General features: G+C 71.5%; 27 protein-coding genes. 13 read left to right on the top strand and 14 right to left on the bottom strand.

The annotated features are described in order from the left end of the window. Nucleotides 1-4: 4 nt before the first annotated feature. The 6 genes from ACWC2T_RS22785 to ACWC2T_RS22760 form a co-directional block, all read right to left on the bottom strand. Complete coding sequence (locus ACWC2T_RS22785; protein ID WP_450672171.1) at nucleotides 5-901, bottom strand: carbohydrate ABC transporter permease; 897 nt, start codon at nucleotides 899-901, stop codon at nucleotides 5-7. A gap of 2 nt (nucleotides 902-903) precedes the next feature. Continuing rightward, nucleotides 904-1,845, bottom strand: coding sequence for a carbohydrate ABC transporter permease (locus ACWC2T_RS22780; protein WP_450672170.1), 942 nt, complete (start codon nucleotides 1,843-1,845; stop codon nucleotides 904-906). Nucleotides 1,846-1,847: 2 nt separating this feature from the next. Continuing rightward, a complete protein-coding gene (locus ACWC2T_RS22775; RefSeq protein ID WP_450672169.1) occupies nucleotides 1,848-3,191 on the bottom strand; it encodes an ABC transporter substrate-binding protein in 1,344 nt (447 codons plus the stop codon). Between the two features lie 41 nt (nucleotides 3,192-3,232). Then, nucleotides 3,233-4,444 (bottom strand): ROK family transcriptional regulator, encoded by a 1,212-nt coding sequence (locus tag ACWC2T_RS22770; RefSeq protein ID WP_450672168.1) that lies wholly within the window; start codon nucleotides 4,442-4,444, stop codon nucleotides 3,233-3,235. 206 nt (nucleotides 4,445-4,650) lie between these two features. Further along, nucleotides 4,651-5,271: a Uma2 family endonuclease gene (locus ACWC2T_RS22765; RefSeq protein ID WP_450672167.1), complete on the bottom strand. Its 621-nt coding sequence runs from the start codon at nucleotides 5,269-5,271 to the stop codon at nucleotides 4,651-4,653. Nucleotides 5,272-5,411: 140 nt separating this feature from the next. Then, nucleotides 5,412-6,524 (bottom strand): mechanosensitive ion channel family protein, encoded by a 1,113-nt coding sequence (locus ACWC2T_RS22760; RefSeq protein WP_450672166.1) that lies wholly within the window; start codon nucleotides 6,522-6,524, stop codon nucleotides 5,412-5,414. Nucleotides 6,525-6,849: 325 nt separating this feature from the next. Between ACWC2T_RS22760 and ACWC2T_RS22755 the strand changes: the two genes are divergently transcribed. From ACWC2T_RS22755 to ACWC2T_RS22740, 4 genes are all read left to right on the top strand, one after another. Next, nucleotides 6,850-7,386, top strand: a complete 537-nt coding sequence (locus ACWC2T_RS22755; RefSeq protein ID WP_450672165.1) for an HNH endonuclease — start codon at nucleotides 6,850-6,852, stop codon at nucleotides 7,384-7,386. A 383-nt stretch (nucleotides 7,387-7,769) separates the two neighbouring features. Continuing rightward, a complete protein-coding gene (locus tag ACWC2T_RS22750) occupies nucleotides 7,770-8,090 on the top strand; it encodes a hypothetical protein (protein ID WP_450672164.1) in 321 nt (106 codons plus the stop codon). Continuing rightward, nucleotides 8,091-10,190 carry a 4-alpha-glucanotransferase gene (malQ, locus tag ACWC2T_RS22745; RefSeq protein ID WP_450672163.1) on the top strand — a complete coding sequence of 700 codons (2,100 nt, stop codon included), beginning with the start codon at nucleotides 8,091-8,093 and terminating at the stop codon, nucleotides 10,188-10,190. A 58-nt stretch (nucleotides 10,191-10,248) separates the two neighbouring features. After that, the gene (locus tag ACWC2T_RS22740) at nucleotides 10,249-10,524 is read left to right on the top strand and encodes a hypothetical protein (RefSeq protein WP_450672162.1); all 276 of its coding nucleotides are present in this window, start codon (nucleotides 10,249-10,251) and stop codon (nucleotides 10,522-10,524) included. A 189-nt stretch (nucleotides 10,525-10,713) separates the two neighbouring features. Here ACWC2T_RS22740 and ACWC2T_RS22735 read toward each other — a convergent pair whose 3' ends face one another. The 3 genes from ACWC2T_RS22735 to ACWC2T_RS22725 form a co-directional block, all read right to left on the bottom strand. Then, nucleotides 10,714-10,884, bottom strand: coding sequence for a hypothetical protein (locus ACWC2T_RS22735; protein ID WP_450672161.1), 171 nt, complete (start codon nucleotides 10,882-10,884; stop codon nucleotides 10,714-10,716). After that, complete coding sequence (locus tag ACWC2T_RS22730; protein WP_450672160.1) at nucleotides 10,877-11,230, bottom strand: hypothetical protein; 354 nt, start codon at nucleotides 11,228-11,230, stop codon at nucleotides 10,877-10,879. The genes ACWC2T_RS22735 and ACWC2T_RS22730 overlap by 8 nt, the downstream gene beginning before the upstream one ends. Nucleotides 11,231-11,292: 62 nt before the next feature. Further along, nucleotides 11,293-11,754, bottom strand: coding sequence for an ATP-binding protein (locus ACWC2T_RS22725; protein WP_450672159.1), 462 nt, complete (start codon nucleotides 11,752-11,754; stop codon nucleotides 11,293-11,295). A 117-nt stretch (nucleotides 11,755-11,871) separates the two neighbouring features. Between ACWC2T_RS22725 and ACWC2T_RS22720 the strand changes: the two genes are divergently transcribed. Next, nucleotides 11,872-12,789, top strand: coding sequence for a helix-turn-helix domain-containing protein (locus ACWC2T_RS22720; protein WP_450672158.1), 918 nt, complete (start codon nucleotides 11,872-11,874; stop codon nucleotides 12,787-12,789). Nucleotides 12,790-12,792: 3 nt separating this feature from the next. Further along, nucleotides 12,793-12,966, top strand: a complete 174-nt coding sequence (locus tag ACWC2T_RS22715; protein WP_450672157.1) for a DUF397 domain-containing protein — start codon at nucleotides 12,793-12,795, stop codon at nucleotides 12,964-12,966. An 86-nt stretch (nucleotides 12,967-13,052) separates the two neighbouring features. Here the strand turns inward: ACWC2T_RS22715 and ACWC2T_RS22710 are convergent, their stop codons facing one another. After that, nucleotides 13,053-13,640 carry a TetR/AcrR family transcriptional regulator gene (locus tag ACWC2T_RS22710; RefSeq protein ID WP_450672156.1) on the bottom strand — a complete coding sequence of 196 codons (588 nt, stop codon included), beginning with the start codon at nucleotides 13,638-13,640 and terminating at the stop codon, nucleotides 13,053-13,055. 130 nt (nucleotides 13,641-13,770) lie between these two features. Between ACWC2T_RS22710 and ACWC2T_RS22705 the strand changes: the two genes are divergently transcribed. Beyond that, nucleotides 13,771-15,216 carry an FAD-dependent monooxygenase gene (locus ACWC2T_RS22705; protein WP_450672155.1) on the top strand — a complete coding sequence of 482 codons (1,446 nt, stop codon included), beginning with the start codon at nucleotides 13,771-13,773 and terminating at the stop codon, nucleotides 15,214-15,216. Nucleotides 15,217-15,244: 28 nt separating this feature from the next. Here ACWC2T_RS22705 and ACWC2T_RS22700 read toward each other — a convergent pair whose 3' ends face one another. Together ACWC2T_RS22700 and ACWC2T_RS22695 are read right to left on the bottom strand one after the other, a co-directional pair. Further along, entirely contained in the window at nucleotides 15,245-15,751 is a 507-nt protein-coding gene (locus ACWC2T_RS22700) for a MarR family winged helix-turn-helix transcriptional regulator (RefSeq protein WP_450672154.1), read from the bottom strand. A gap of 110 nt (nucleotides 15,752-15,861) precedes the next feature. Next, on the bottom strand, nucleotides 15,862-16,005 hold the full coding sequence (locus ACWC2T_RS22695; RefSeq protein WP_450672153.1) for a hypothetical protein: 144 nt from the start codon (nucleotides 16,003-16,005) through the stop codon (nucleotides 15,862-15,864). 227 nt (nucleotides 16,006-16,232) lie between these two features. Here ACWC2T_RS22695 and ACWC2T_RS22690 point away from each other — a divergent pair, with 227 nt between their 5' ends. Genes ACWC2T_RS22690 through ACWC2T_RS22680 form a run of 3 tightly spaced genes read left to right on the top strand, consistent with a single transcriptional unit; the run spans nucleotide 16,233 to nucleotide 19,053 of the window. Further along, nucleotides 16,233-17,162 (top strand): EamA family transporter, encoded by a 930-nt coding sequence (locus ACWC2T_RS22690; protein ID WP_450672152.1) that lies wholly within the window; start codon nucleotides 16,233-16,235, stop codon nucleotides 17,160-17,162. Between the two features lie 29 nt (nucleotides 17,163-17,191). Then, nucleotides 17,192-18,121 (top strand): DMT family transporter, encoded by a 930-nt coding sequence (locus tag ACWC2T_RS22685; protein WP_450672151.1) that lies wholly within the window; start codon nucleotides 17,192-17,194, stop codon nucleotides 18,119-18,121. A 35-nt stretch (nucleotides 18,122-18,156) separates the two neighbouring features. Then, entirely contained in the window at nucleotides 18,157-19,053 is an 897-nt protein-coding gene (locus tag ACWC2T_RS22680) for a LysR family transcriptional regulator (RefSeq protein WP_450672150.1), read from the top strand. Nucleotides 19,054-19,190: 137 nt separating this feature from the next. Here the strand turns inward: ACWC2T_RS22680 and pepN are convergent, their stop codons facing one another. Then, nucleotides 19,191-21,764 carry an aminopeptidase N gene (pepN, locus tag ACWC2T_RS22675; protein WP_450672149.1) on the bottom strand — a complete coding sequence of 858 codons (2,574 nt, stop codon included), beginning with the start codon at nucleotides 21,762-21,764 and terminating at the stop codon, nucleotides 19,191-19,193. A gap of 112 nt (nucleotides 21,765-21,876) precedes the next feature. On the opposite strand from pepN, the gene ACWC2T_RS22670 reads away from it, so the two are divergent. Further along, complete coding sequence (locus tag ACWC2T_RS22670) at nucleotides 21,877-22,350, top strand: DUF1203 domain-containing protein (RefSeq protein ID WP_450672148.1); 474 nt, start codon at nucleotides 21,877-21,879, stop codon at nucleotides 22,348-22,350. A gap of 93 nt (nucleotides 22,351-22,443) precedes the next feature. Here ACWC2T_RS22670 and ACWC2T_RS22665 read toward each other — a convergent pair whose 3' ends face one another. Then, the gene (locus tag ACWC2T_RS22665; protein ID WP_450672147.1) at nucleotides 22,444-23,463 is read right to left on the bottom strand and encodes an aspartate-semialdehyde dehydrogenase; all 1,020 of its coding nucleotides are present in this window, start codon (nucleotides 23,461-23,463) and stop codon (nucleotides 22,444-22,446) included. A 330-nt stretch (nucleotides 23,464-23,793) separates the two neighbouring features. Between ACWC2T_RS22665 and ACWC2T_RS22660 the strand changes: the two genes are divergently transcribed. Together ACWC2T_RS22660 and ACWC2T_RS22655 are read left to right on the top strand one after the other, a co-directional pair. Beyond that, on the top strand, nucleotides 23,794-24,318 hold the full coding sequence (locus ACWC2T_RS22660; protein ID WP_450672243.1) for an RNA polymerase sigma factor: 525 nt from the start codon (nucleotides 23,794-23,796) through the stop codon (nucleotides 24,316-24,318). A 1-nt stretch (nucleotide 24,319) separates the two neighbouring features. Then, on the top strand, nucleotides 24,320-25,186 hold the full coding sequence (locus ACWC2T_RS22655; protein WP_450672146.1) for a hypothetical protein: 867 nt from the start codon (nucleotides 24,320-24,322) through the stop codon (nucleotides 25,184-25,186). The last annotated feature ends 34 nt before the right edge of the window (nucleotides 25,187-25,220 follow it).

Here is a 25,220-nt window from a genome sequence, read left to right as displayed (position 1 = left end):
CGGATCAACCCTTTACTCCGGTGAGGGTGACGCCCTCGACGAACGCCTTCTGGGCGAAGAAGAACACGAGGATCACGGGGGCCATGACCAGCACGGTCGCGGCCATGGTGAGGTTCCAGTCGGTGTGGTGGGCGCCCTTGAAGGACTCCAGGCCGTAGGACAGGGTCCAGGCGCCGGGGTTCTCCGAGGCGTAGATCTGGGGGCCGAAGTAGTCGTTCCACGCGTTGAAGAACTGGAAGAGGGCGACGGCGGCGATGCCCGGCTTCGCCATCGGCAGGACGACCTTCAGCAGGGTCCTGAGGTCACCGCAGCCGTCGACCCTCGCCGCGTCCAGGTACTCGTTCGGGATCGTCATCAGGAACTGGCGCAGCAGGAAGATGGAGAACGCGTCGCCGAACGCCAGCGGGATGACCAGGGGCCACAGCGTGCCCGAGAGGTCCAGCTGCTTCGCCCAGAACAGGTACATCGGGATGATGATCACCTGCGGGGGCAGCATCATCATCGAGATCACCAGCATGAGGGAGAGATTGCGGCCCCGGAAGCGGAACTTGGCGAGCGCGTACGCCACCGGGATGGACGACACCACGGTCAGGACGGTGCCGAGGCCGGCGTAGATCAGGGTGTTCTTCCACCAGGTCAGGAAGCCGGGCGTGTCGAAGACCTTCCGGTAGTTGCCCCACTCCCAGGTGTGCGGGATCAGGTCGCGGCTGAGCGCCTGGGTGTCGCTCATCAGCGAGGTCAGGAACACGAAGACGAACGGCAGGGTGAAGAACAGGGCGGCGGCGACGCCGAGGGAGTGGATTGCGATCCATTCGAGGAGCGCGCGGCGCCGGGCCGAGCGCTCGGCCACGGAGACGACCGGGGGTGCCGGCTTCACCGGCTGGTCGAGTACTTGGGTCATGGTCAGTCACCTGCCTGGATGAGACCGCCCCGGCGCCGCATCAGCAGTGCGGTGAACGCCATCGACAGGACGAAGAGGACCAGGGCGACGACACACGAGGAGCCGTAGTCGAAGCGCTGGAACCCGAGGTTGTAGACGAGCTGGGGGAGGGTGAGCGTGGACTTGTCCGGGTAGCCGGGCTCGAACTGGGTGCCCGCGCCCTGGATCACACCCGAGGCGACCTTCCCCGCGATCAGGGGCTGGGTGTAGCACTGCATGGTCTGGATCACGCCGGTGACCACGGCGAACATCACGATCGGGGAGATGTTCGGCAGCGTGACGTACCGGAACCGCTGCCACGCGGACGCGCCGTCCAGCTCGGCCGCCTCGTACTGCTCCGTCGGCACGTCGAGCAGCGCGGCCATGAAGATGACCATCAGGTCGCCGATGCCCCAGAGGAAGAGCAGGGTCAGGGCCGGCTTGGACCAGGCGGGGTCGTTGAACCAGCCCGGCGCCGGGATGCCCATCTTCTCCAGGAGCGAGTTGACCGGCCCGGTACCGGGGTTGAGCAGGAAGGCGAAGGCCATGGTCGCCGCGACCGGCGGGGCCAGGTACGGCAGGTAGAACAGGGTACGGAAGACACCCGTCCCCGTCTTGATCTTGGTGATGAGCAGGCCGACGCCGAGCCCGAAGAGGACCCGGAGGGTCACCACCACGACGACCAGCCACAGCGTGTTGCGCAGGGCCGGCCAGAAGAGCGGGTAGTGCGCGAAGACGTAACGCCAGTTCTTCCCACCGCTCCACGTCGGCGGCCGGAAGCCGTCGTAGTGCATGAAGGAGAAGTAGACCGTCGAGATCAGCGGATACGCGAAGAAGACCGCGAAACCGATCAGCCAGGGCGACATGAAGGCGGCCGTTTTCAGGGCCGCCCGTCGGCGCTTGGACGCCAGGGTGAGCGCGCTCATGGCTATTTCGCCTGCGCGATGTCCGTGTCGATCTGCGCGGCCGTCGTCCTCAGACCGGCCTTCAGATCGGTGACCTTGCCGCTTTCGTAGTCGTAGCCGAACTGCTGGATCGTCACCAGGTACTGGCCTCCGTTGACGGAGGCGGGAGTGGTGGCGGAGTTCGGGTTGGCGGCGATGTCGAGGAAGGTCCTGAACCGCGGGTCGTACGTCAGCTTCGGGGACTTCAGCGCGGCCAGCGTGGAGGGGACATTGTGGATGCCATTGGCGAATCCGACCACGGCGTCCGTGTCCGTGGTGATGTACTTGACGAATTCCCAGGCCGCGTTCTGCTTGTGGCTGGTGGCGGCGATGCCCGCGATCGTGCCGGTGATGTAGCCCTTGCCGTACTGTGCCGCCTGGTCGTCGGGCACGGGCAGCGGGGCGACCCCGATCTCGAACTTCGGTTTGGCCTGCTCGGCCATTCCGAGCCGCCACTCGCCGTCGAGCTGCATGGCGACCTGACCGGTGTGGAAGGGGTGCTTGGGGCCCCATTCGTCACCCAGCGTGGCCCGGAACTTCTCCAGCTTCTGGAAACCGCCGAGTTCGTCCACGAGCCGCTTCTGGAGCGCGAATCCCTTCTCGAACGCCGGGTCCTTGGCGAGGTCGGACTTTCCGTCCTTGCCGAAGTACGTCGGCGAGAACTGGGCGAAGTAGTGCTCGGTGGTGGTCTCCCAGCCGTGGTAGTCCGGCATGAACCCGAGCTGCTTGTAGGAGTCCCCGTCGGTGACGGTCAGTTTCCTGGCGTCGGCCTCGAACTCGGACCAGGTCTTCGGCGGACCCGCGATCCCGGCCTTCTGAAACGCCGTCTTGTTGTAGTAGAGCCCGTACGCGTCACCGAGCAGCGGCACCGTGCAGCGGTTGCCGTCGAACTGGGTGTACTCGTTCATCGTCTTCGGGAAGGTCTTCTCGGGGTCGATCCCGGACTTCCTGAAGAAGGGGTTGAGGTCGACCAGGGCACCGGAGGAACAGAACTTGCCCACGTTGTTGGTGGTGAAGGAGGAGATCACATCCGGTGCCTCGGCACCGCCCGACCGCAGCGCCTGGTTGATCTTGTCGTCGGTCATGTTGCCGACGACGTGCACGTGGATGTTGGGGTGCGCCTTCTCGAAGCCGGCGACCAGGGACTTGACGGCCGCCACCTCGTTCGGCGCGCTCCAGGCGTGCCAGAAGTTGATCGTCGTGTCCTTCGTGGCGTCGTCCGTGGCGCCGGAGCCGGACTGGCCGGTACAGGCGGTGGTGAGGAGGGCCAGCGAGGCGGTAAGGGCAAAAGCCGCTTTTCGGGCAGCTGAGGGTATGACTTCGGACATGGCGAGGTCTCCCAGCGGGACGGGGTGGGTGAAAGGGGGCGCTAGCGCGAGGTGTCGAAGACCTCGTCGCGGGTGGTCACGAGCGCGGACTCCAACGCGCCGCGCAGAACGGGGTGTTCGTGGACATCGCCGACGACCAGCCGGGGGCGGGCCGCGGCCAGTTCCTCCAGCTCGGCCTGGACGAGGGCGCGCAGGACCTCGCCGCCGGCCGTCAGCGCGGAGCCGCTGAGGACGACGAGTTCGGGGTCGAGCACGGAGACGAGCGAGGCGAGACCGGTGGCGAGCCGGGTCGCATAGGTCTGGAGCAGCTCGCGGTAGGGGCCGCTGGTGTGGTCGGCGCCCCGGGCCACGAGCTCGGCGGCGACCTCGGTGTACGACCCCGGCGGCAGGTCCTGGATGCCGAGCTCCCGGGCCAGCTTCGGTACGGCCTGGGAGCCGGCCAGCTCCTGGTAGCCGCCGCTGTTGGCCTTGGTCACCTGCCGCACCAGGGGCGTGCCCGGCACCGGCAGGAAGCCGACCTCGCCGGCGCCGCCGGTCCAGCCGCGGTGCAGCCGGCCGCCGAGGACCAGGGCGGCGCCGAGCCCCTCCTGGTTCCACAGCAGAACGAAGTCCGCGTGACCCTTGGCCGCCCCGAGCCGCTGTTCGGCGAGGGCGACGAGGTTGACGTCGTTCTCGTACTCCACCGGCGTCGGCAGGGCGGCGGCGAGCTCGTCGAGCAGGGTGGGGGAGTGCCAGCCGGGCAGGTGGGAGGCGTAGCGCAGTCGGCCGGTGTTGGGGTCGAAGGCGCCCGGGGTGCCGATGACCAGCCGGTGCACGTCGGACCGGGCGAGCCCGGCGGCCTTGACGGCACCGTCGAGGGCGTCGGTGACCTGCTGGACGACGGGCTGGGCGGGCCGCCGCCCCGGGGTGGGCAGCTCGAACTCACCCACGGTCCGCCCGGTGACGTCGGCGACGGCGGCGCGGATCCGCTCCGGGGTGACGTCCAGCCCGGCGGCGTACGCGGCTGCTGGGTTGACGGCGTACAGCTGGGCGTTGGGTCCCGGCCGGCCCTCGCTGGTGCCGGTGACCCGGACGAGCCCCGCCGCCTCCAGCCGGGCCAGCAGCTGGGAGGCGGTGGGCTTGGACAGGCCGGTGAGCTTCCCGATCCGGGTGCGCGACAGCGGCCCGTGCTCCAGCAGGAGGTCCAGGGCGGCGCGGTCGTTCATGGCGCGCAGGACGCGCGGGGTGCCCGGCGTACCGGCGGTTCCTGCCATGGGGTCGACACCTGCCTTTCCAGCCGCCCAGCTTTTCAGTGACCCGGGCGTGGCGTCCAGCCTTGATCAACGGCTGCCGGAAGATCACTGTTAGGAAAGTTTCCTATCGCGGTGCGAGGAAAGTAAGCCCAGGACGAAGGGGGCGTCAATAGACAACGGCCCCGAGGAGACGGAGTCGTTACCTCGGGGCGGGGCCGGGGGCTGGGTCAGGCCTTGAGGAAGGGGGTGGTGTCGAGGGTGGGGTACGGCGCCGGGAGGGCGAGGGGGTCGCCGAGGGTGACCTTGGTGTCGGTCTTGTAGTAGGCCTCGGTGGGGTCCTCACTGGGGAGGACGGGGTCGGTGTAGCAATGGGCGGTCTTTGTATTGCGGTTGATCAGGACGTAGACGGGGATGCCGACGGCGGCATACGTGGCCAGCTTGGGGCCGGTGTCAACCGCGTGATTGGTCGACGTGACCTCGCCGACCAGAGCGACCATGTCGATGGGGTACCAGCCCTTGTGGGCTTTCCGGTAGGCCTCGTCGAGGTCTGTCGGTGGGCGGCGCAGGACGTAGAAGTCCGGGATGACGAGCGCCATGGTGCTGCCGTCTTTGTACGCGCCTCGATAGCCGTTCCCCATGCCTACCAGGTCGAGCCCTGCCGTGAAGAACTGGACAGTGAGTTTGAAGGCGCCGTCGTTGTGCTCGTGGTTCGGTTGCGGCGGCACGATGACCGTCCCCTCGACGTACTCGGGCCGAATCGGCGCCACGGACGCCTCTTCGAACGCGATCAACAGATCGATGGGGTCCTGCTCCGTCATGACCTTCTCCATGATCGGTTCGGCGCTCATCCCTGGTTCTCCTCGTCACGCTGATGCCAGGCTAAGCCCACGCCGGGCGCCCCGGCAGAACGATGGGGCACCCCATGCGCCCTGCGCGCCGGAATGCCCCACCTGTTAACTCGAACGAGTGTGCTGAACCGTTCCGCTCGCTACTTGGCCGGAGGCTCCGGCTGCTGCGGAGCTATCGGCGTCGTCGCCTTCGCCTGCGGGGAGTCCGCGTTGGCGAAGACCGAGGGTGCCGCCACCGAGGCCGCCGGGTCGGGGGTGTCCTCCGGGTCCTCGACCGATGTCGCGCCGCCCACGATGCGGATGTGCGCCGCGTCGAAGGCCCGCTTGATCCGCCAGCGCAGCTCGCGTTCGACAGTCAGCGCCTTGCCGGGCATGGTCCTGGCCGAGACCCGCACCACCATGGAGTCGATCAGGACCGAGTCCAGGCCGAGGACCTCGACCGGGCTCCACAGCAGTTCGTTCCAGGGCTCTTCCTTGCTCATGTGCTCGGCGACGTAGTCCAGGGTCGCCTTGACCCGGTCCAGGTCCTCGGAGGCCCTGACGGTGACGTCCACGCCCGCCGTCGCCCAGCCCTGGGAGAGGTTGCCGATCCGCTTGACCTCGCCGTTGCGGACGTACCAGATCTCGCCGTCGGCTCCGCGCAGCTTGGTCACCCGCAGCCCGACCTCGATCACCTCACCGGTGGCCACGCCCGCGTCGATCACATCGCCGACGCCGTACTGGTCCTCCAGGATCATGAACACGCCGGAGAGGAAGTCGGTGACCAGGTTGCGGGCGCCGAAACCGATAGCCACACCGGCCACACCGGCGGAGGCCAGCAGCGGTGCCAGGTTGATCTTGAAGGTGGACAGCACCATCAGCGCGGCCGTACCGAGGATCAGGAAGCTCGCCACCGAGCGCAGCACCGAGCCGATCGCCTGCGACCGCTGCCGGCGCCGCTCGGCGTTGACCAGCAGCCCGCCCAGCGCCGTGCCGTTCACGGCCTCGGCGGTGCGGCCCATCCGGTCTATCAGCTTGGTTATCGCCCGCCGCACCACCGCGCGCAGCGCGACCGCTATCACCACGATCAGCAGGATCTGCAGACCCATCGCGAGCCATGTCGACCAGTTCTGCTCGACCCAGCTCGCCGCGTGCGTCGCGCTCTGCTGGGCGTCCTGGAGCGAGGACACGGCCCCCTCCGTCGGGCCGGAGGGGGAGGGGGACGGGGTCGGCGACGCACCGGCGGCCAAGAGGACGGCGGGCAAGGACGACACGGCAGGTACCTCCAGGTGCTGCGCGGTCCGTGCCGGTGGGCGGTCAAGGTCTTCAAGGTCACGAAAAGGTCACCGGACGGACAGGGCCACCACACTAACGGGGCATTGTGTGTGCAACGCGCGGATCCGCCAAGGAGGGGCTCAGGAGAGACGGGACTCACCCCGGCTTGAACCGGCCATGATCCGGGGGATGTATGGGGGTGTGGTCGAAAACACTCCCAGCCCGTTACCGGGACATGGTGGCGCTTCCACCAGGCATCAAGGGAGACTGACTGCAGATCGTCCCGGCGCGAGCCACGCGCCGCCGACGCCCAAGGAGGCACCCGTGCCGCATGTCCTGGTCCTCAACGCGTCGTACGAGCCGCTCGGCGTCGTACCGCTCCGCCGCGCGCTCGTCCTCGTCCTGGAGAACAAGGCAGTAGCCCTCGAGGAATCCGGCGCCTATATGCACAGCGCAACCGTCACAGTCCCCGCACCCAGCGTGGTCCGGCTCAAGCGATTCGTCCGGGTTCCCTATCGGGGGCCCGTTCCTCTCACCCGACGTGCGCTCTTCGCGCGCGACGGGGGCCGGTGCATGTACTGCGGTGGCGTCGCAACCAGCGTCGACCACGTCATCCCGCGCAGTCGCGGGGGCAAGCACGTCTGGGACAACGTGGTGGCCTCCTGCCGCCGCTGCAACCACGTGAAGGCCGACCGTCACCTCGTCGAGCTGGGGTGGCGCCTGCGGCACAAACCAGCGCCGCCGACCGGGCTGGCCTGGCGCATCATCGGCACCGGGCATAGGGACCCGCGCTGGCTGCCCTACTTGCAGCCGTACGGCGCGGACGATGCCCTGGCCCGGATCGACGGCATTTCTGCCTGACGGTGATCCGGGCCTTCGCGTACCCGCCGGGCCTCGGGCACGCGAGGCGAAGCCGCGAACCGGCTCCGGGAGCTGCCTGTGCTCCCGGAGCCGTACCGCCCGGACCGGAGAGGGTGATCAGGAGGGAGACGAGGATCACCACGGCGGTCAGGTCGATGCCCGTCGTGCAGAAGGCCGGATCCGGGTGCATGCCGAGCGAGTGGTCGAGGCTCGCTCGGCGCAGGTCGGTCAGGAGGTCGTCACGCAGCCGCGCCGCCGCGATCAGCGGCCGCCGAGGAGGCGTGTTCGAGTCGCTGTCGAGAGTGCGGACGCCGTCACGGGGTAGGCCTGCCGTAATCCGTTCAAAACCGCAGCATCCGAGCGCCACCCAAAAGGAGGCCCCCGTGGCCGCACCGGCTCGACTCCCGATCCCGGCCCAGTGGAAACCCGTGGCGAACCTGTCCGCCCCGACCGACGACGCAGCGCTGTGCGTGTTCAGCGCGGAGAGCGCCTGCGCCCAGGCCCCGCTGACCAGCGAGCCGCCCCTGCCCGACGCCGAGCCCCTGACCAGCGAGCCACCGCTCGCCGAGGCCAGCCCGCTGACCAGCGAGTCGGACGCCTTCGCCACGGGGCCGTACGAATCCGACCCCTACGGCGCGGGGTCGTACGAGTCCGGCACCCACGCTGCCGGGTACGGGTCCGGTGCCTTCGGCGCGAGGCCGTAGATGACCGCGGCGTCCGAGGACCTCGCGGACCTCCCGGACGGGGACCTGGCCCGGCTCGCCGAGCTGCACGGGGTCGCCACCTCCTACAGCCCCGCCCCCGGCCGCGACGTCCCGGTCCCCGCCTCCGCCGTGGCCGCCGCCCTGGCCGCCCTCGGCGTCGACGCGGCCGGCCCCGCCGCCGTACGCACCGCCCTCGCCGCACGGGAACGCGAGCTGCGCGAGCGCCTGCTGCCGCCGACGCTCGTGCACTGGGCCGGCGACCCGCAGGCCCCCGCCGCCCTCGCCGCACTCCCGCCCGGCACCCGCCTGCGCATCGAGACCGAGGAGGGGGAGGAGCGGTACACGGCCGGGGATCTCCCGCTGGGCGTCCATCGGGTGACCGCCCTCGCCCCCGACGGCCGCACCGGCCACGCCCACCTCGTCGTCGCCCCCGACCGGCTGCCCGCCCCGCCCGGCCGCTCCTACGGCCTCCTCGTCCAGCTCTACTCCCTGCTCTCCCGCCGCTCCTGGGGCATGGGCGACCTCGGCGACCTCGCCGAGCTGGCCGGCTGGGCCGGACGCGCCGCCGGTGCCGGATTCGTCCAGGTCAACCCGCTGCACGCGGCCGTGCCAGGCGCCCCCACCGACCCCTCCCCGTACCGCCCGTCCTCCCGCCGCTTCCCCGACCCGGTGCACCTGCGGATCGAGGACATCCCCGAGTACGCGTACGTCACGGACCGCGAGCGCCCGGCCGCCCTGCTGGAGCGGGCCGAACGGCTGCGCGCCGACGTCCTGGACAAGGGCGCCCTCATCGACCGCGACGCGGTGTGGGAGCTGAAGCGGGAAGCGCTGGAGACAGTGCTGCGGGTCCCCCTGCCCCCCGGCCGCCAGGCCGCCTACGACGACTTCCGGGCCGCCCACGGCCAGGCCCTCGACGACCACGCCACCTGGTACGCCCTCGCCGAGGTCCACGGCTCCGACTGGCAGCGGTGGCCACCGGCCCTGCGGGACCCCCGCTCGGCCGAGACCGCCCGCGCCCGCGCCGAGCTCTGCGACCGGGTCGACTTCCACGCCCGCCTCGCCTGGCTCACCGACGGCCAGCTGCGCGCCGCCCAGCGCGCCGCCCGCGAGGCCGGCATGCCCGTCGGGATCGTGCACGACCTCGCCGTCGGCGTGCACCCCGTCGGCGCCGACGCCTGGGCGCAGCAGGACGTGTTCGCCGCCGGCATGTCCGTCGGCGCCCCACCCGACGCCTTCAACGCCCGCGGCCAGGACTGGGGCCTGCCCCCCTGGCGCCCCGACCGCCTCGCCGGCACCGGGTACGCCCCCTACCGCGAGCTCCTGCGCGCCCTGTTCCGCTACGCCGGCGCCCTGCGCATCGACCACGTCATGGGCCTGTTCCGGCTGTGGTGGGTCCCGCAGGGCAGCCCGCCCACCGGGGGCACCTACGTCCGCTACGACGCCGACGCCATGCTCGCGATCCTCGCCCTGGAGGCCACCCGGGCCGGGGCCGTCGTCATCGGCGAGGACCTCGGCACCGTCGAACCCGGCGTACGCGAGACGCTCGCGCGGCGGGGGGTGCTCGGCACCTCGGTCCTCTGGTTCGAACGCGACTGGGACGGCGACGGCCGCCCCCTGCCCCCCGACCGCTGGCGCGCCGACTGCCTGGCCACCGCCACCACCCACGACCTGCCGCCCACCGCCGCCCGGCTCACCGGCGACCACGTCGACCTGCGGGACCGCCTGGGCCTGCTCACCCGTCCGGCACCCGAGGAACGCGCCGAGGCCACCGCCGACACCGCCGAATGGCTCGCCCTGCTGGGCAGCCTCGGCCTGCTGGAGCTGACCGCCGCCGGACCGCCCGGCTCCGACGAGGAGGAGGAGATCCGCGCCGTCCACCGCTTCCTGCTGCGCACCCCGGCCCGGCTGATCGGCGTCTGGCTCCCGGACGGCGTCGGCGACCGACGCCCGCAGAATCTCCCGGGGACCTGGGACCAGTACCCGAACTGGCGGCTGCCGATCGCGGACCGCGAGGGCCGGCCGGTGCCGCTGGAGGAACTGACGGCCTCCCCCCGGCTGAGGGCGCTGCTCCGTGTCTTCGAGCAGGTCGGGGGCGGGTGAGTCACCCGTACGGTACCCCGGGCGCGTGCCCGTCCGGGTGGTTCGCTAACTTGAGATCGTGGACAAGAAGAACGCCCTGCGCGCCGGCGCCCTGGCCGCCGGTACGACGCTGATGATGCTGCTCATGTCGTCCCCCGCGCTCGCGCTGACCCGCGACGACGGCGACGACCCCGGCCCCGGCCTGAGCGTCATCCAGACGCTGGGCCTCTACGTGCTGCTCCCGCTCGCACTGTTCGCGGTCATCGCCGGTCTGGTGATGGCGCTGGACAAGTCCAAGGTCAGGACGATCAAGCCCGCGTCCAACGCGAAGCCCGAGGCCGACGCCAAGGCCTGACCGGCCCCCGCTTCCCTCCGCCGGGGGCGCCCGCCCTCCCACGGTCACGCGCGCGCCGACGCCGTACCCGGGTGAGGTCGGCGCCCCGGCGTTTTTGCCACACGTCAGCCGAACCAGCTCACCTGCACGACGACGATCCGCTCACCACGCACATCCGTCAGAAAGGTGAGCATGAGCAGCCCTTGGCACTCACTCGATGCGCACACCAGGACCAGGTCCCGTGTAGGAAGCGCCCTCGAGAAAGACCATGGACTCGCGCACGGCGATCTCGTTGGCCAGTCGCTCGGTCTCCGTGCGAGCCGCATCCGGTAGACCGTCCAGCAGATCATCCTGGAACAGCTCCCAGCGCCAGTCAGCCACCGGCGACCTCGCGGTGTGCCGCGCGCACGATCTCACCGGCCTCCCGGACGGCCTGCTCGCGCACGTCCGGGTCGGGGCCGCTGAGGGCCTGCTCGGCGGCGTGCAGCCGACGGGCCGTCTCCGGGTGCCGCTCGATCTCGACCACGACTCCCCACTGCCGGTAGAACATCCGGATCGGTACGACGCTGTCCTCGTCCCCGGCCCGTACGAACGCCTTCTGCAGGTCCTCGAAGAACTCGGGAAGGCGGGAGGGCACGACCGTGGCAACGGCTTGCCGAAGCGCCGACAGGGTCAGCTCGGGCTTGGGGATGAGCGGACCGTTTCCGTCCGCGTACGGCATGGTCATCGGCCGCCCCTTCCGTTCGTCCAACGCCTTTCCGGCACGGGCCCACGCTAGCGCCATTCCCATCACTCCCGCGTACGCGCGGGCGCATCGCCACCGCAGAGGGTGAGGCCGAGGCCCCACTGCGCCCAGACGGTCTTGCCCACGCCGACCCGTGGCTCCACACCCCAGTCGTCCGCCAGCGCCTCGACCAGCAACAGGCCGCGCCCGAACTGGTCGTCAGCGGTCGCGTCGCGAGGGCAGGGCAACCGTTCGCCGCGAGGGTCGCTGATCTCGAGGCGGAGTACGGAGGCCGTGGTGCAGATCCGTACTCGGATGAGCCGATCCCGGAGGCTGCCGTGCAGCAGGGCGTTGGTCATCAACTCGGAGGTGACGAGGCCGACATCCCCGGCGAGATGCGGATACGCCCACGTGGTCGCGAGGCGTGCGGTGCGGTGACGGGCGAGGGCGACGCTGCGGGGGACGGGGGTGTAGTCGAGCTGGTCTTCGTGGAGGACGGGGTCGGGGGAGGGGTGGGCGTCGGGCATGGGCGTGGCACCTCCGAGTGCGGTCGGCGATCGGTTGAGTACCGACAGTAGTGAGAAGCTCGCCTCAGGGGCAATCAGCTCGGAGAAGTTCTTCCCCAGAGTGTGAAAGTTGTCGACGTGGTGACGTTTCAGGGACAGACTGTGACCGTGAAGCGATCAACCCAACCCGCAGGCAACCGGGCGTCAACTGTCTTGGGGCGAAGGCTCGGTGCCGAACTGCTGCGTCTGCGGGACGCGGCGGGGAAGACCCAGCAGCAGGCGGCCGAGTCCATCAATGCGACCGGCACCAAGATCGTGAAGATGGAGCGCGGCTGGGTGCCGATGCGCGATCCGGACATCCGGGTGCTGTGTGAGTTCTACGGACTGGAGGATCCCAAGGCCCTCGCGCGACTGTTGAGTTTGGCTCGGTTGGACCGAGAGCGTCGCAAAGCCAAGGGGTGGTGGCAGAACTCACCCCACCCGGGCGCGCTCTCTGAGTACCTGGCGCTGGAGGATGCCGCCAGTCGGGTAAGAACCTGGCAACTCTCCCTGATTCCTGGCCTGTTCCAGACCGCTGAGTACGCCCGTTCGCTTGCGGTGAGCGAAGGCGTGGGGGTGTGGGAGGACCCTGATGAGATCGAGCGCTTGGTCGAGATCCGCATGCGTCGCCAGGCACGCTTGCACGACGAGCGTCCGCTTGAGGTGTACGCGATCGTTTGGGAAGCGGCACTGCGGCAGTTGATCGGCGGTCCTGGCACCATGCGCGCACAACTGGAGCACTTGCTGAAGGTGGCCGAACTCCCCAATGTCCGACTGCAAGTGCTGCCGTACCGTGCAGGCGGACACCCTTGCATCACAGGCCCGTTCACCATCATCTCGTTTGCCGAGAGCGAGGCAGTTGATGTGGTCCACGCAGACACCATCATGTCTACTGTGTGGGCGGAGAACGAGGCTGAGAGTGCAGCGTACGGTGCCTTCTTCGACCGCACGGCACGGCTCAGCCTCGCCCAGCACGACTCGATCCTGCTGATCGACACTATTCGCCAGGAGCTCTGAACCATGCCCAAGTTCGACTTCGTGAAGTCCAGCTACAGCAACACCGGCGGCGAGTGCGTCGAGGTCGCCCGCAACATCCCCCACACCATCGCCGTCCGCGACTCCAAAGCCCCCGACGGCCCGATACTCCGCCTCACCCCGAAGGCCTGGGCGAAGTTCACGGCGTCGCTGGCCTGAGACGTACTCGGGGTGTTACCGCTTGTTGTGCTTTCGGCGGGTGAGTACCGCGTCGCGGCGGTGCAGCCTTCCAGCGGCGGTGCTGCTCAGGGATTCGGGGCCGTCAGGTACCGCTGCACCGTCGGCCCCAGCCATGCCAGCAGTTCCGTGCGGGGCAGTTCCCGGGCCGCCGGGAGGCGCAGTACGTAGCGGGTCAGGGCCAGTCCGAGGAGTTGGGCGGCGCACAGGGCGGCTCGTGCCGGGACCTGGTCGGGGTCGGGGCACACCTGCGCGGCCAGCGGCAGCAGCTGGTCCCGGAAGATGCCCTGCATCCGTTCGGCGCCGGCCGGGTTGGTGGCGCCGACCCGGAGGACGGCCGTCAACTCCTCGTTCCCCTCCCAGAGGTCGAGGAAGTGGGCCACCAGGGTCCGGCCCACCTCTTCCCGGGGTGCCTGCGTCAGGTCGGGCAGGCGCAGATCCAGCGCGACGGCCGCGGCGAAGAGGCCCTCCTTGCTGCCGTAGTAGCGCATCACCATGGACGGGTCGATGTGCGCGTCCCGGGCGATCGCCCGGATGGTGGCCCGCTCGTAGCCGTCGGCGGCGAATCGCTCGCGGGCGGCGTCGAGGATGGCGGTGCGGGTGGCGTCGGAGCGGCGCGCCTGGTTCGTCTTCGTGCTGCCGGTCATGCCAGTCATGTCAACGAGCGTAGGTCAACGCACGTGGGCCAACAAGCGTTGACTCCGTCGTCGGCCCGTTCTACCGTTGCCAACAAGTGTTGGCCAACAATCGTTGACCAACAAGTGTTGGCACCCTCAGGAGGCCCCCATGAACGGCGCCAAGGGAAACATCGTCATCGTCGGCTCCGGCCCCACCGGCCTGCTCCTCGCCGGTGACCTCGCCTCCGCCGGCGTCCCGGTCACCGTCCTCGAGAAGCGCCCCCACAAGATCAGCAACCTCTCCCGCGCCTTCGTCCTGCACGCCCGCACCCTGGAGCAGCTCGACGCGCGCGACCTCGCCGACGAGCTCGAGAAGGCCGGCCGGCCCCTCGACCGCCTCAACCTCTTCGGCCGGCTCACCGTCGACCTCGCCGTCCTCCCCTCCCGGTTCAACCACCTGCTCGTCCTCCCGCAGTACGAGGTCGAGAAGGCCCTGGAGCGCCGGGCGGTCGAGGCGGGCGCCGACTTCCGGTACGAGACCGAGCTGACCGGGCTCGCCCAGGACGCGGACGGGGTCACCCTCGAGGCGCGCGGGCCGGAGGGTGGTACGGAGACGTTCCGGGCGGCGTACGTCGTCGGCGCCGACGGCATGCGCAGTGCCGTGCGGGACGCGATCGGGCTGCCCTTCCCGGGCAGGTCGGTGATCCGGTCCGTGGTCCTCGCCGACGTACGGCTCGCCGAGGAGCCGCCGACCCTGCTCACCGTCAACGCTGTCGGCGACGCCTTCGCCTTCCTCGCGCCGTTCGGTGACGGCTACCACCGGGTGATCGGATGGCACCGCGGCCGCAACGTCCCCGACACCGAGCCGCTGGACCTGGCGGAGATCCAGGAGATCACCCGGCTCGCCCTCGGCCGGGACTTCGGGATGCACGACGCCCGCTGGATGTCCCGCTTCCACAGCGACGAACGGCAGGCGCCCGCGTACCGGGTCGGCCGAGTCTTCCTGGCGGGCGACGCCGCGCACGTGCACACCCCGGCCGGTGGTCAGGGCATGAACACCGGGCTCCAGGACGCGGCCAACCTGAGCTGGAAGCTCGCGGCGGTCGTCACCGGCCACGCCCGCCCCGCGCTGCTCGACACCTATCAGGCCGAGCGGCACCCCGTGGGCAGGTCGGTGCTGCGCAGCAGCGGCGGGATCGTCCGCCTCGCCATGGCCAAGCGCCCCTGGACCCTCGCGGCCCGCTCCGCGCTCACCGCGTTCCTCAACGCCGTCGGTCCCGCCCGGCGCAGGGTCGCCGGCCAGGTCACCGGCGTCGGCTACCGCTACCCCGCACCGCGTGGCGCCCACCGCCTCACCGGCACCCGGGTCCCGGACGTCGCCCTGGCCGGCGGCGGCCGCCTCTACGAGGCCCTGCGCGGCGGCCGGTTCGTGCTGATCACCCCGGAGCCGTACGAGGCGGGGCCCGGCCGCGCGGACCGGCTGGCCGTGGCGCACTGGGCGAGCGGCCGCCGAACGACCGTGCTGGTCCGCCCCGACGGCTACGCGGCCTGGGCCGCCGACTCGGCCGGCACGGCGGACATCGAGGCGGCGCTCACCGCGCACGTCGGCGGCTGAGCCCGCCCCCGGTGCGGCGCCTCCCGCCCTAGTGCGACGCCTCCAGCGCCCCCGCGAGCAACTCCCTCAGCAGGTCGGCCAGTTGGCCGACCTGCTCGTCGTCCAGGCGTGACAGGGCCTCCGTCTGGACCGCGAGGCCCGCGCCGACCGCCCGGTCGATGACGTCCAGCCCCTTCTCGGTCAGCGTGACCTGGAGGCCCCGGCGGTCGTGCGGATCGGGGGAGCGGCGCAGCAGGCCGGCCTTCTCCAGCTTGTCGAGGCGCCCGGTCATCCCGCCGGTGGTGAGCATGAGGGTGGCCGACAGCTGGCGCGGCGAGAGGGTGTGCGGCTCGCCGGCCCGGCGCAGGGTCGCGAGCACGTCGAACTCGCCGCGTGAGATGCCGTAGGGCTGGTAGGCCTTCTCCATGCGGTCGCCCATGGTGCGGGAGAGGCGGTAGATCCGTCCGAAGACCTCCATCGCCCTGGAGTCGAGGTCGGGTCGCACGGCCGCCCACTGGTCGATGATCGCGTCGACGGAATCCTTGCCTGCACTCATGCGCCGAGTATCGCTTTCCGGGAGGTCGCCAGCAAGAAAGTAGCTTGACGGAAAGTTGCTTAGAGCTAAGCTACTTTCCATCGAGTCACTTCTGGGGAGGCATGGTGGCCCTACACCCTCGGCGAGCTGATCCACAGCCCCGCGGCCCAGGTGCTCGCGGTGGCGGCGGCGCCGGAAGCGGTGCGCGGCCGGTATCTGGCGGCGTACCAGATGTCCTGGTCGCTGGCGAAGGCCGTGGCTCCCTCCCTGTTCACGGCCCTGCTCGCCCTGGACGGCCGGGCGCCGTGGGCCGTCCTCGTCGTGACCTCGGCGGTGGCCGCCGCCCTTCTGATCCGTGCGGAATCCCGACTGCCGGCGGAGGCGGTACGACCGCTGCCGACGACGGTGGTACGACCGCTGCCGCCGACGCCGGCCCGGGGCGGCACCGCTGCCCCCGCCCTCGCCGCTGCCGAAGGCGCCGGGGGAACCCGGGGGCCCGGCCGTGAAGCGATCCCTGACTGTCCCGCTCACCGCACTCGCCCCCGTCTCCTGGGGCACCACCTACGCCGTCACCACCACCTTCCTGCCGCCGGACCGCCCCCTGTTCACGGCTCTCCTGCGAGCCCTGCCCGCAGGACTGCTCCTGCTGGCGCTGACCCGGGTGCTGCCGCGCGGCGGCTGGTGGTGGCGGTCGGCGGTGCTCGGCGCGCTGAACATCGGCGCCTTCTTCCCGCTGCTGTTCGTGTCGGCGTACCGGCTGCCCGGCGGTATGGCCGCCGTCGTGGGCTCGGTGCAGCCGCTGTTCGTCGTCGGCCTCTCGGCGCTGCTGCTCGGGCAGCGGCCGGCCCCGCGCACGCTCCTCACCGGTCTCGCGGCCGCCCTCGGCGTCAGCCTCGTCGTCCTCCAGGGCACCGGCACGCTCGACGTCGTGGGCGTGCTCGCGGCCGTGGCCTCCACCGCCTCGATGGCCGCCGGTACGGTGCTGACCAAGCGGTGGGGCCGCCCGGACGGCGTGGGCCCGCTGGCGCTCACCGGCTGGCAGCTCACCGCGGGCGGCCTGCTCATCGCGCCGCTCGCCGTCCCGGCCGAAGGCGCACCGCCCGCCCTGGACGCCCGTGCCGTCGGCGGCTACCTCTATCTCGCCCTGGCCAACACGGCGGTGGCGTACTGGCTCTGGTTCCGCGGCATCGGCCGGCTCACCGCCACCCAGGTCGCCTTCCTCGGCCCGCTCTCCCCGCTCACCGCGGCCGTCGTCGGCTGGGCGGCACTCGGCCAGGTGCTCGCCCCGATGCAGGTGGGGGGCATGGCGCTGGCGTTCGGCGCGACGCTGGCGGGACAGCTCGGTGGAGGCAAGAGCCAACCTTTCAGTTCAGCTGAAAAGAATGCTCGAAAAGATTCGATGGACCTGACGGATCGGGCGCTGCGACGGTAGGGACACACCATCCACCGAAAAGGAGCCCCGTGGCCGACGTCCTGCCCAGGACCACCCCCACCCCCACCTCCAACCCCACCGCACCCGCCCGCAAGGCCACCGCCCCCGCGGCCGGCCTGGCCCTCGCCGCGCTCGCCACCCTCGTCTGGTCCGGCAGCTTCGTCACCTCCCGGGGTCTGCACGACAGCGTCCCGCCCGTCCAGCACGCCTTCTGGCGCTGGGTGATCGCGCTGGTGGCGGTCGCCCCCTTCGGCGCCCGGCACGCCTGGCGGCAACGGGCCCTGCTGCGCCACCACGCCCGCTACGTCCTCCTCGCCTCCGTCCTCGGCGTGGCCGCCTACAACACCCTGGTCAACCAGGCCGGACTGACCACCCCCGCCGCCACCATGGGCATGATCATGGCCGCCTCCCCGGTGCTCATGGCGGTGTTCGAACGGCTGGGCGGCGTAGGGCTGGGCGCGCGCCGCACCGCTGGGCTGCTCGTCGCCTGTGCCGGCGTGACCCTGCTGTTCGGCGGTGGTACGGCCTTCTCGTCCGGCGATCTGTGGATGATCGCGGCCGCCTGCTGCTTCGCCGCCTACAGCGCGCTGCTGCGCCGGAAGCCGGCCGAACTGACCGGCACCGGCTTCCTGTTCAGCACGTTCCTGACCGGCACGGCCCTCCTGCTGCCCGCACAGGCGGTGAGCGTGACCGTGCAGGGCTCCTTCCACCCCACCGCCGCCACCGTCCTGCCGCTCCTCTACGTCGGCGTCGCTTCCTCCGCGGTGGCCTTCTTCGCGTGGAACAAGGCCGTCGCCCTCATCGGCGCGACCCGCGCGGGCATCGTCTACCACCTCCAGCCGGTCTGTGTGGCCCTGCTGTCCTGGGCCGTGCTCGGCGAGACGACGGGCCTGCCGCAGCTGCTGTCGATGGCGCTGATCCTGGGCGGGGTGGTCCTGGGCGCGGGTTCACGCCGTTGACGGGTGACCCTTTCCCGACGTGTAGCTTTCCCGGCATGGCCGAGTGGGACATCCGAAAGCTGCAGATCCTGCGCACCCTGCGCGAGCGCGGCACCGTGACCGCGACGGCCGAGGCCCTGCACATGACCCCGTCCGCCGTCTCCCAGCAGCTCACCAATCTCGCCCGGCAGCTCGGCGTGCCTCTGTTGGAGGCGCGGGGCCGCCGGGTACGGCTCACCGACGCGGCCCGCCTGGTGCTGGCCCACACCGAGCCGGTCTTCGAGCAACTGGAGCGCACGGAGGCCGCGTTGGCGGCGTACGTCCAGGGGGAGGCGGGGGAGGTCCGGGTCGCCGCGTTCCCGACGTCCGTCCCCGCCCTGGTCGTACCGGCCGTGCGGACCCTGCGGGACACGCACCCCCGGGTGACGGTCCGGGTCCGGGAGGCGGAGGCCGCCGAGGCCTACGACCTCCTGACCGCCGGCGAGGTCGACCTCGCCCTGTCCCTGGCGGCGTCGGCCCCCAGCGCGGCGGACCCCCGCTTCACCCAAGTCCCCCTGCTGGCCGACCCCTTGGACGTGGCCCTGCCCCCGGACCACCCGCTCGCCCGCGCGGACTCCCTGAACCTGACCGACCTGGCCGCCGATCCCTGGATCTTCGGCGGCAGCGGCCCCTGGTCCGACATCACCCGCCGCGCCTGCGAGGCGGCCGGCTTCAGCCCCCACCAGGGCCACTCGGCCTCCGGCTGGACCGCGATCCTCGCCATGGTGGAGGCGGGCATGGGAGTGGCCCTGGTCCCACGCATGGCCGCGGGCCGCCGGGACGGCGTGGTGATGCGCGACCTCGGTCCGGACGGTCCGGTGCGGCATGTGACGGCGGCGGTGCGCAGGGGCGGGGAGACGGGGCGGGCGGTGGCCCGGGTGCTGGAGACGCTGCGGGCGGTGGCCGTCGGCTGAAGGCCTGCCGGCAGGGGAAGGAGCGCCCGGCGCGCTGAAGGCAAGCCGCAGGGCAAAGGCGCCCCGGCGCGCTGAAGGCCGTCGGCAGGGAAAGGGGCGCCCGGCACGGATGCCGGGCGCCCCTCGTCGAACGGTGGCTACTCGGTCGCCGCGTCCGCCGCCTGGGCCTTCAGCGCCCGCTCGATGCCCGAGCGGGACTCCGAGACGAGGCGGCGCAGGGCCGCGTTCGGCTCGGCCGCGGCCAGCCAGGTGTCGGTCTTGGCGAGGGTCGCCTCGGAGACCTGGACCGCCGGGTACAGGCCGACGGCGATCTGCTGGGCGATCTCGTGCGACCGGGAGTCCCAGACGTCCTTGACGACCTCGAAGTACCGGTCCGCGTACGGCGCGAGCAGCTCGCGCTGGTCGGTCTGCACGAAACCGCCGATCACCGCCTCCTGCACGGCGTTCGGCAGCTTGTCGGAGTCGACCACCGAGGCCCAGGCCTCCGCCTTGGCCTCCTCGGTCGGGCGGGCCGCGCGGGCGGTGGCCGCGTGCCGCTCACCGGCGGCCGTCCTGTCCCGCTCGTACTCGGCGGCGATCTCCACCTCGTCGTAGCGGCCGACCGCCGCCAGCCGCTCCACGAACGCCCAGCGCAGCTCGGTGTCCACGGCCAGGCCCTCGACGGTCTGGGTGCCCTCCAGCAGCCCCTCCAGCAGGTCCAGCTGCTCCGGCGTGCGGGCGGTCGCCGCGAAGGCACGGGCCCAGGCCAGCTGGTGGTCGCTGCCCGGCTCCGCCGCACGCAGGTGGGCCAGCGTGGCGTCGGTCCAGCGGGTCAGCAGGGACTCGCGGGCGGCCGGGTCGGCGTACAGGTCCAGGGCGAGCTTGACCTGGCGCTGCAGCGACTGCACCACGCCGATGTCCGACTCCTTGGCGATGCCGGACAGGACCAGGGAGAGGTAGTCGCGGGTCGCCAGCTCGGCGTCTCGGGTCATGTCCCAGGCCGAGGCCCAGCACAGGGCCCGCGGGAGGGACTGCTCGAAGTCGCCGAGGTGCTCGGTGACCGTCTTCAGGGACTCCTCGTCCAGGCGGACCTTGGCGTACGACAGGTCGTCGTCGTTGAGCAGGACGACAGCCGGACGGCGCTTGCCGGTCAGCTGCGGTACGGCCGTCAGCTCGCCGTCGACGTCCAGCTCGACGCGCTCGGTGCGCACCAGCTTGCCGGAGCCGGCGTCGAGGTCGTACAGGCCGATCGCGATGCGGTGCGGGCGCAGCACCGGCTCGCCCTTGGCGCCGGCGGGCAGCGCCGGGGCCTCCTGGCGGACGGCGAAGGAGGTGATGACGCCGTCGGCGTCGGTGGCGATCTCCGGGCGGAGGATGTTGATGCCCGCCGTCTCCAGCCACTTCCTCGACCAGGTCTTCAGGTCGCGCCCGGAGGTCTCCTCCAGCGCGCCGAGCAGGTCGGACAGGCGCGTGTTGCCGTACGCGTGCCGCTTGAAGTAGGCCTGCACGCCCTTGAAGAACTCGTCCTCGCCGACATACGCGACGAGCTGCTTCAGCACGCTCGCGCCCTTGGCGTACGTGATGCCGTCGAAGTTGACGAGGACGTCGTCCAGGTCGCGGATGTCCGCCATGATCGGGTGCGTGGACGGCAGCTGGTCCTGCCGGTACGCCCAGGTCTTCATCGAGTTCGCGAACGTGGTCCACGAGTGCGGCCAGCGCGAGCCGGGCGCGGCGGCCTGGCAGGCGATGGAGGTGTAGGTGGCGAACGACTCGTTCAGCCACAGGTCGTTCCACCACTCCATGGTGACCAGGTCGCCGAACCACATGTGGGCCAGCTCGTGCAGGATCGTCTCGGCCCGGACCTCGTACGCCGCGTCGGTCACCTTGGACCGGAAGACGTACTGGTCGCGGATGGTGACGGCACCCGCGTTCTCCATCGCGCCCGCGTTGAACTCGGGCACGAACAGCTGGTCGTACTTCGCGAAGGGGTAGGCGTGGTCGAACTTCTCCTGGAACCAGTCGAAGCCCTGCCGGGTCACCTCGAAGATCGCGTCCGAGTCCAGGAACTCGGCGAGGGACGGACGGCAGTAGATGCCCAGCGGCACGCTCTGCCCGTCCTTCTCGTACACGCTGTGCACGGAGTGGTACGGACCGACGATCAGCGCGGTGACGTACGACGAGATGCGCGGGGTCGGCTCGAAGGCCCAGACGTTGTCCTGCGGCTCGGGGGTCGGCGAGTTCGAGACCACCGTCCACCCCTCGGGCGCCCGCACGGTGAACTGGAAGGTGGCCTTCAGGTCCGGCTGCTCGAAGGAGGCGAAGACGCGGCGGGCGTCCGGGACCTCGAACTGGGTGTACAGGTACGCCTGCTCGTCCACCGGGTCCACGAAGCGGTGCAGGCCCTCGCCGGTGTTGGTGTAGGCGCAGTCCGCGACGACCCGGAGCACGTTGCGCCCCTCCAGCAGCCCCGGCAGGGCGATCCGCGAGTCCTTGAAGACCTCGGCGGGGTCGAGCGCGTCACCGTTCAGGGTGACCTCGTGGACGGTGGGCGCCACCAGGTCGATGAAGGACTCCGCGCCGGTGTGGGCGGCGTCGAAGCGCACCGTGGTCACGGACCGGTAGGTACCGCCCTCCTGCGCGCCGGAGAGGTCGAGATCGATCTCGTACGAGTCAACGGTGAGCAGCTCTGCCCGCTGCTGCGCCTCTTCGCGAGTCAGGTTTGTGCCAGGCACGCGGTCATCTCCTCGATATGTGTCGGTTCCGTCATCCTTCCACGGGACCCACGGGCAACGCGATGTCCGTTTGCCGCCGGTCAGCGGGGCGCCGGCGCAGGACGCTGGGGGCATGACGACGTACACCGCACGCCCCGTCCCGACCGGGTCGCTGAAGGAGCTGCGCACCGCCGACGACGCGGGCCGTCCCCTCGCCCCCTTCACCGACGAGGAGGGCGGCGCCCCGCTGCGCTGCTGCCTGCGCCGCAGCCGGCCGGGTGAGCGCATCGCCCTGGTGTCGTACGCGCCCCTGCGCCGCTGGGCGGCCGAGACGGGTGCCGCTCCCGGCGCGTACGACGAGCAGGGCCCGGTCTTCATCCACGCCGAGGAGTGCCCGGGCCCGTCCGGCACCGCCGCCCTGCCCTTCACCGACGCCCACCGCGTGCTCCGCCGGTACTCGGCCGACGGCCGGATCCTGGGCGGCCGCCTGGTGGCCGACGACTTCCTCTCCGCCCTCGCGGAGGCCTTCGCCGACCCGGAGGTGGCGGTGGTGCAGGTGCGGGCGGTGGAGTACGGGTGCTTTCTGTACGAGGTGCGGCGCTCTTGAGGTGCGGCGGCGGTCCTTGCGCTGCCGGCGGCGGTCGTGGACACGAAAGGGGCGGCCACACCACGGTGACCGCCCCTGTGCCGTACGGCCCGCCTACTTCGCGGACAGTTCCGCCGCCACCAGCTCCGCGATCTGGACCGCGTTCAGCGCGGCGCCCTTGCGGAGGTTGTCGTTGGAGACGAACAGGGCGAGGCCGTTGTCCACCGTCTCGTCGCGGCGGATGCGGCCGACGTACGACGGGTCCTGGCCGGCCGCCTGCAGCGGGGTCGGGATGTCGGAGAGGGCCACGCCGGGGGCGCCGGAGAGGATCTCGGTCGCGCGCTCGGGGGAGATCGGGCGGGCGAAGCGGGCGTTGATCTGGAGGGAGTGGCCGGAGAAGACCGGGACGCGCACGCAGGTGCCGGAGACCTTCAGGGCGGGGATCTCCAGGATCTTGCGGGACTCGTTGCGCAGCTTCTGCTCCTCGTCGGTCTCGTTCAGACCGTCGTCGACGAGGTTGCCGGCGAAGGGCAGCACGTTGAAGGCGATGGTGCGCTTGTAGACGTTCGGCTCCGGGAAGTCGACCGCCCGGCCGTCGTGGGTGAGCTTGTCGGCCTCGGCGGCCACCTTCTGCACCTGGCCGTGCAGCTCGGCCACGCCCGCGAGACCCGAGCCGGACACCGCCTGGTAGGTGGCGACGACCAGCGCCTGAAGGCCGGCCTCCTCGTGCAGCGGCTTGAGGACCGGCATCGCGGCCATGGTGGTGCAGTTCGGGTTGGCGATGATGCCCTTCGGGCGGTCGGCGACCGCGTGCGGGTTCACCTCGGAGACCACCAGGGGGACCTCGGGGTCCTTGCGCCAGGCCGAGGAGTTGTCGATCACGACCGCGCCCTGGGCGGCGACCTTCTCGGCCAGCGCCTTGGAGGTCGCGCCGCCGGCGGAGAAGAGCACGATGTCCAGGCCGGTGTAGTCGGCGGTCGCCGCGTCCTCCACCGTCACCCCGTCCAGCACGGTGCCGGCCGAGCGCGCCGAGGCGAACAGCCGCAGCTGGGTCACCGGGAAGTTCCGCTCCGCGAGGATCCTGCGCATGACCGTGCCGACCTGACCGGTGGCTCCGACGATTCCGACCCTCACAGTGACTCCCTCTTTGTGTCTCGTGCATGACCGGGGCTTTTCCATCATGCGGCCGACCCCGGTCCACCTGTCCAATTCTTTGCCGCTCGTGCCCGAAAGGTGGGACACGATCACCCGGCGGACGGTTCCGTACCTCCGTCGGACACCCCGCTGAGCTGGAGAAATTCCCTCCGCCGGGCATCCGGGCCGCAAGCTGTGCTGTCCCGCCCCTGCCCCTGCGGTTCCCGGCCACACGGCGATGTGACGTACGCCTCCGCGAACCGGACGACATCGGCCCGAACGTTTCCGCCCGCTGCCGCGTCGTAGGAGAAACGCGTGAGGGGGTGGCTGGTGCTGCGCGGAAGAGCGCGCCGCGAGCAGACGTCGTACGACGATCCGCTGGACGCGGCCCAGGAACGCCGGGTGCGGGCGGTGCTGGCGCTCGGCGGGGTGCCGCAGTCGGACCTGCCGGACGGGGTGCAGCAGGTACGGCTGCGGCTGCTGGAGCGGACCGCGAGCGGTCGGGAGGCACCGCGGGACGTGTCGGCGTGGGCGGCGGTGGTCGCCTCCAACCTCGCCATGGACTGGCACCGGTCCAAGCGGCGCCAGGAGCGGCTGGGGGAGCGGCTGGCCGCGCTGCACGAGCCCGCGCACCCCTCCGGCGAGGAGACCAGCCTGCTCTCCCTCGCCGTCGCCCAGGGCCTGGACGACCTGCCCGCCGCCCAGCGGCAGGTGCTCGTGCTGCGCTTCTTCGCCGACCTGCCCGTCCGGGCCATCGCCGAGGAACTGGGCATCCCCGAGGGCACGGTCAAGAGCAGGCTGCACACGGCGGTCCGCGCCCTGCGCGACCGCCTGCACGAGGACGAGGTGGTGTGACGTGACCGCCGGACACGGGGGTGCGCAGGGGGCGGACGGTACGGGAGGTGCCGGGGAGTTGGGCGGCATGGACGCGTTGATGGCCGCCGTCACGGGGGAACCGCTGCCCGAGGAGGCCCGCCGGGACCCCGCCCTCCTTGCCGAGCACCGGGCCGCCGAGGCCGACGTGGCAGTACTGAGGGAACAGCTGGCCTGGCTCGCGGAGGCGCTGACCGGGGAGGAGGAGGCGGCCGGGCATCCCGGGCCGGTGTCCCGGCCGCGAGGCGTCACACGGCCGGGGCGCACCGGCGGGCGCCGGCCCCCGCAGCCGGCGCGGCCCGGCCGGCCCGCCGGGCCGCGCCGGGCGACGCGGATCGCGTTCGGGGCGCTCGCCGGGGCCGCGGCCTTCGCGCTGGTCGCCGGGTTCGGCTGGCTGGTCACCCACTCCGGTGGCTCGGACGGCGGCAGCCCCACGTCGGCGGCCAAGGGCGCGGATGCCCCGGCCAGGGTCTCCGGGGACGGCGGGCGGCCCGCCGACCCGGAACTCGACCTGGCCTGCTCCAGGCTGGTCGTGGAGGGCACCGTGACCAGGGTGGAGCCGCAGGAACAGTCCCCCTGGAACCGGATCACGCTGAAGGTGATCCGCTCCTACAAACCGGCCCATGGACCGGCCGAGGTCGGTGTCCTGCTCGACGGCGGCGCGAAACCGGCCCCGCGCACCGGACAGCACGTGCTCGTCCGGGTCGGCGTGGGACAGCAGAACGCGAGCCTGTGGGCCGTCGGCGACACCCGCGTGGCCGTCGACCGCGCCTGGATCACCCAGGCGCTGCCCGGCTCCCGGCACCTGACCTGCCCCGCCGAAGAGACGCCGCCCACCGGCACGCCGTGACGGGCGGGTGTCCCCCCGGACACCCGCCCCACCC

The organism is Streptomyces sp. NPDC001393 (genome assembly GCF_053597455.1).
This window is presented reverse-complemented; position numbering and strand designations above follow the sequence as displayed.

What these genes read in the sequence shown, in the direction of transcription:
- malQ (WP_450672163.1), top strand. Translation starts at nt 8,091, where the DNA reads ATGACCGCGGCGTCCGAGGACCTCGCGGACCTCCCGGACGGGGACCTG.
- ACWC2T_RS22705 (WP_450672155.1), top strand. Translation starts at nt 13,771, where the DNA reads ATGAACGGCGCCAAGGGAAACATCGTCATCGTCGGCTCCGGCCCCACC.
- ACWC2T_RS22780 (WP_450672170.1), bottom strand. Translation starts at nt 1,845, where the DNA reads ATGAGCGCGCTCACCCTGGCGTCCAAGCGCCGACGGGCGGCCCTGAAA.
- ACWC2T_RS22765 (WP_450672167.1), bottom strand. Translation starts at nt 5,271, where the DNA reads ATGAGCGCCGAACCGATCATGGAGAAGGTCATGACGGAGCAGGACCCC.
- ACWC2T_RS22730 (WP_450672160.1), bottom strand. Translation starts at nt 11,230, where the DNA reads ATGACCATGCCGTACGCGGACGGAAACGGTCCGCTCATCCCCAAGCCC.
- ACWC2T_RS22775 (WP_450672169.1), bottom strand. Translation starts at nt 3,191, where the DNA reads ATGTCCGAAGTCATACCCTCAGCTGCCCGAAAAGCGGCTTTTGCCCTT.
- ACWC2T_RS22710 (WP_450672156.1), bottom strand. Translation starts at nt 13,640, where the DNA reads ATGACTGGCATGACCGGCAGCACGAAGACGAACCAGGCGCGCCGCTCC.
- ACWC2T_RS22785 (WP_450672171.1), bottom strand. Translation starts at nt 901, where the DNA reads ATGACCCAAGTACTCGACCAGCCGGTGAAGCCGGCACCCCCGGTCGTC.
- ACWC2T_RS22770 (WP_450672168.1), bottom strand. Translation starts at nt 4,444, where the DNA reads ATGGCAGGAACCGCCGGTACGCCGGGCACCCCGCGCGTCCTGCGCGCC.
- ACWC2T_RS22725 (WP_450672159.1), bottom strand. Translation starts at nt 11,754, where the DNA reads ATGCCCGACGCCCACCCCTCCCCCGACCCCGTCCTCCACGAAGACCAG.
- ACWC2T_RS22715 (WP_450672157.1), top strand. Translation starts at nt 12,793, where the DNA reads ATGCCCAAGTTCGACTTCGTGAAGTCCAGCTACAGCAACACCGGCGGC.
- ACWC2T_RS22680 (WP_450672150.1), top strand. Translation starts at nt 18,157, where the DNA reads ATGGCCGAGTGGGACATCCGAAAGCTGCAGATCCTGCGCACCCTGCGC.
- ACWC2T_RS22670 (WP_450672148.1), top strand. Translation starts at nt 21,877, where the DNA reads ATGACGACGTACACCGCACGCCCCGTCCCGACCGGGTCGCTGAAGGAG.
- ACWC2T_RS22700 (WP_450672154.1), bottom strand. Translation starts at nt 15,751, where the DNA reads ATGAGTGCAGGCAAGGATTCCGTCGACGCGATCATCGACCAGTGGGCG.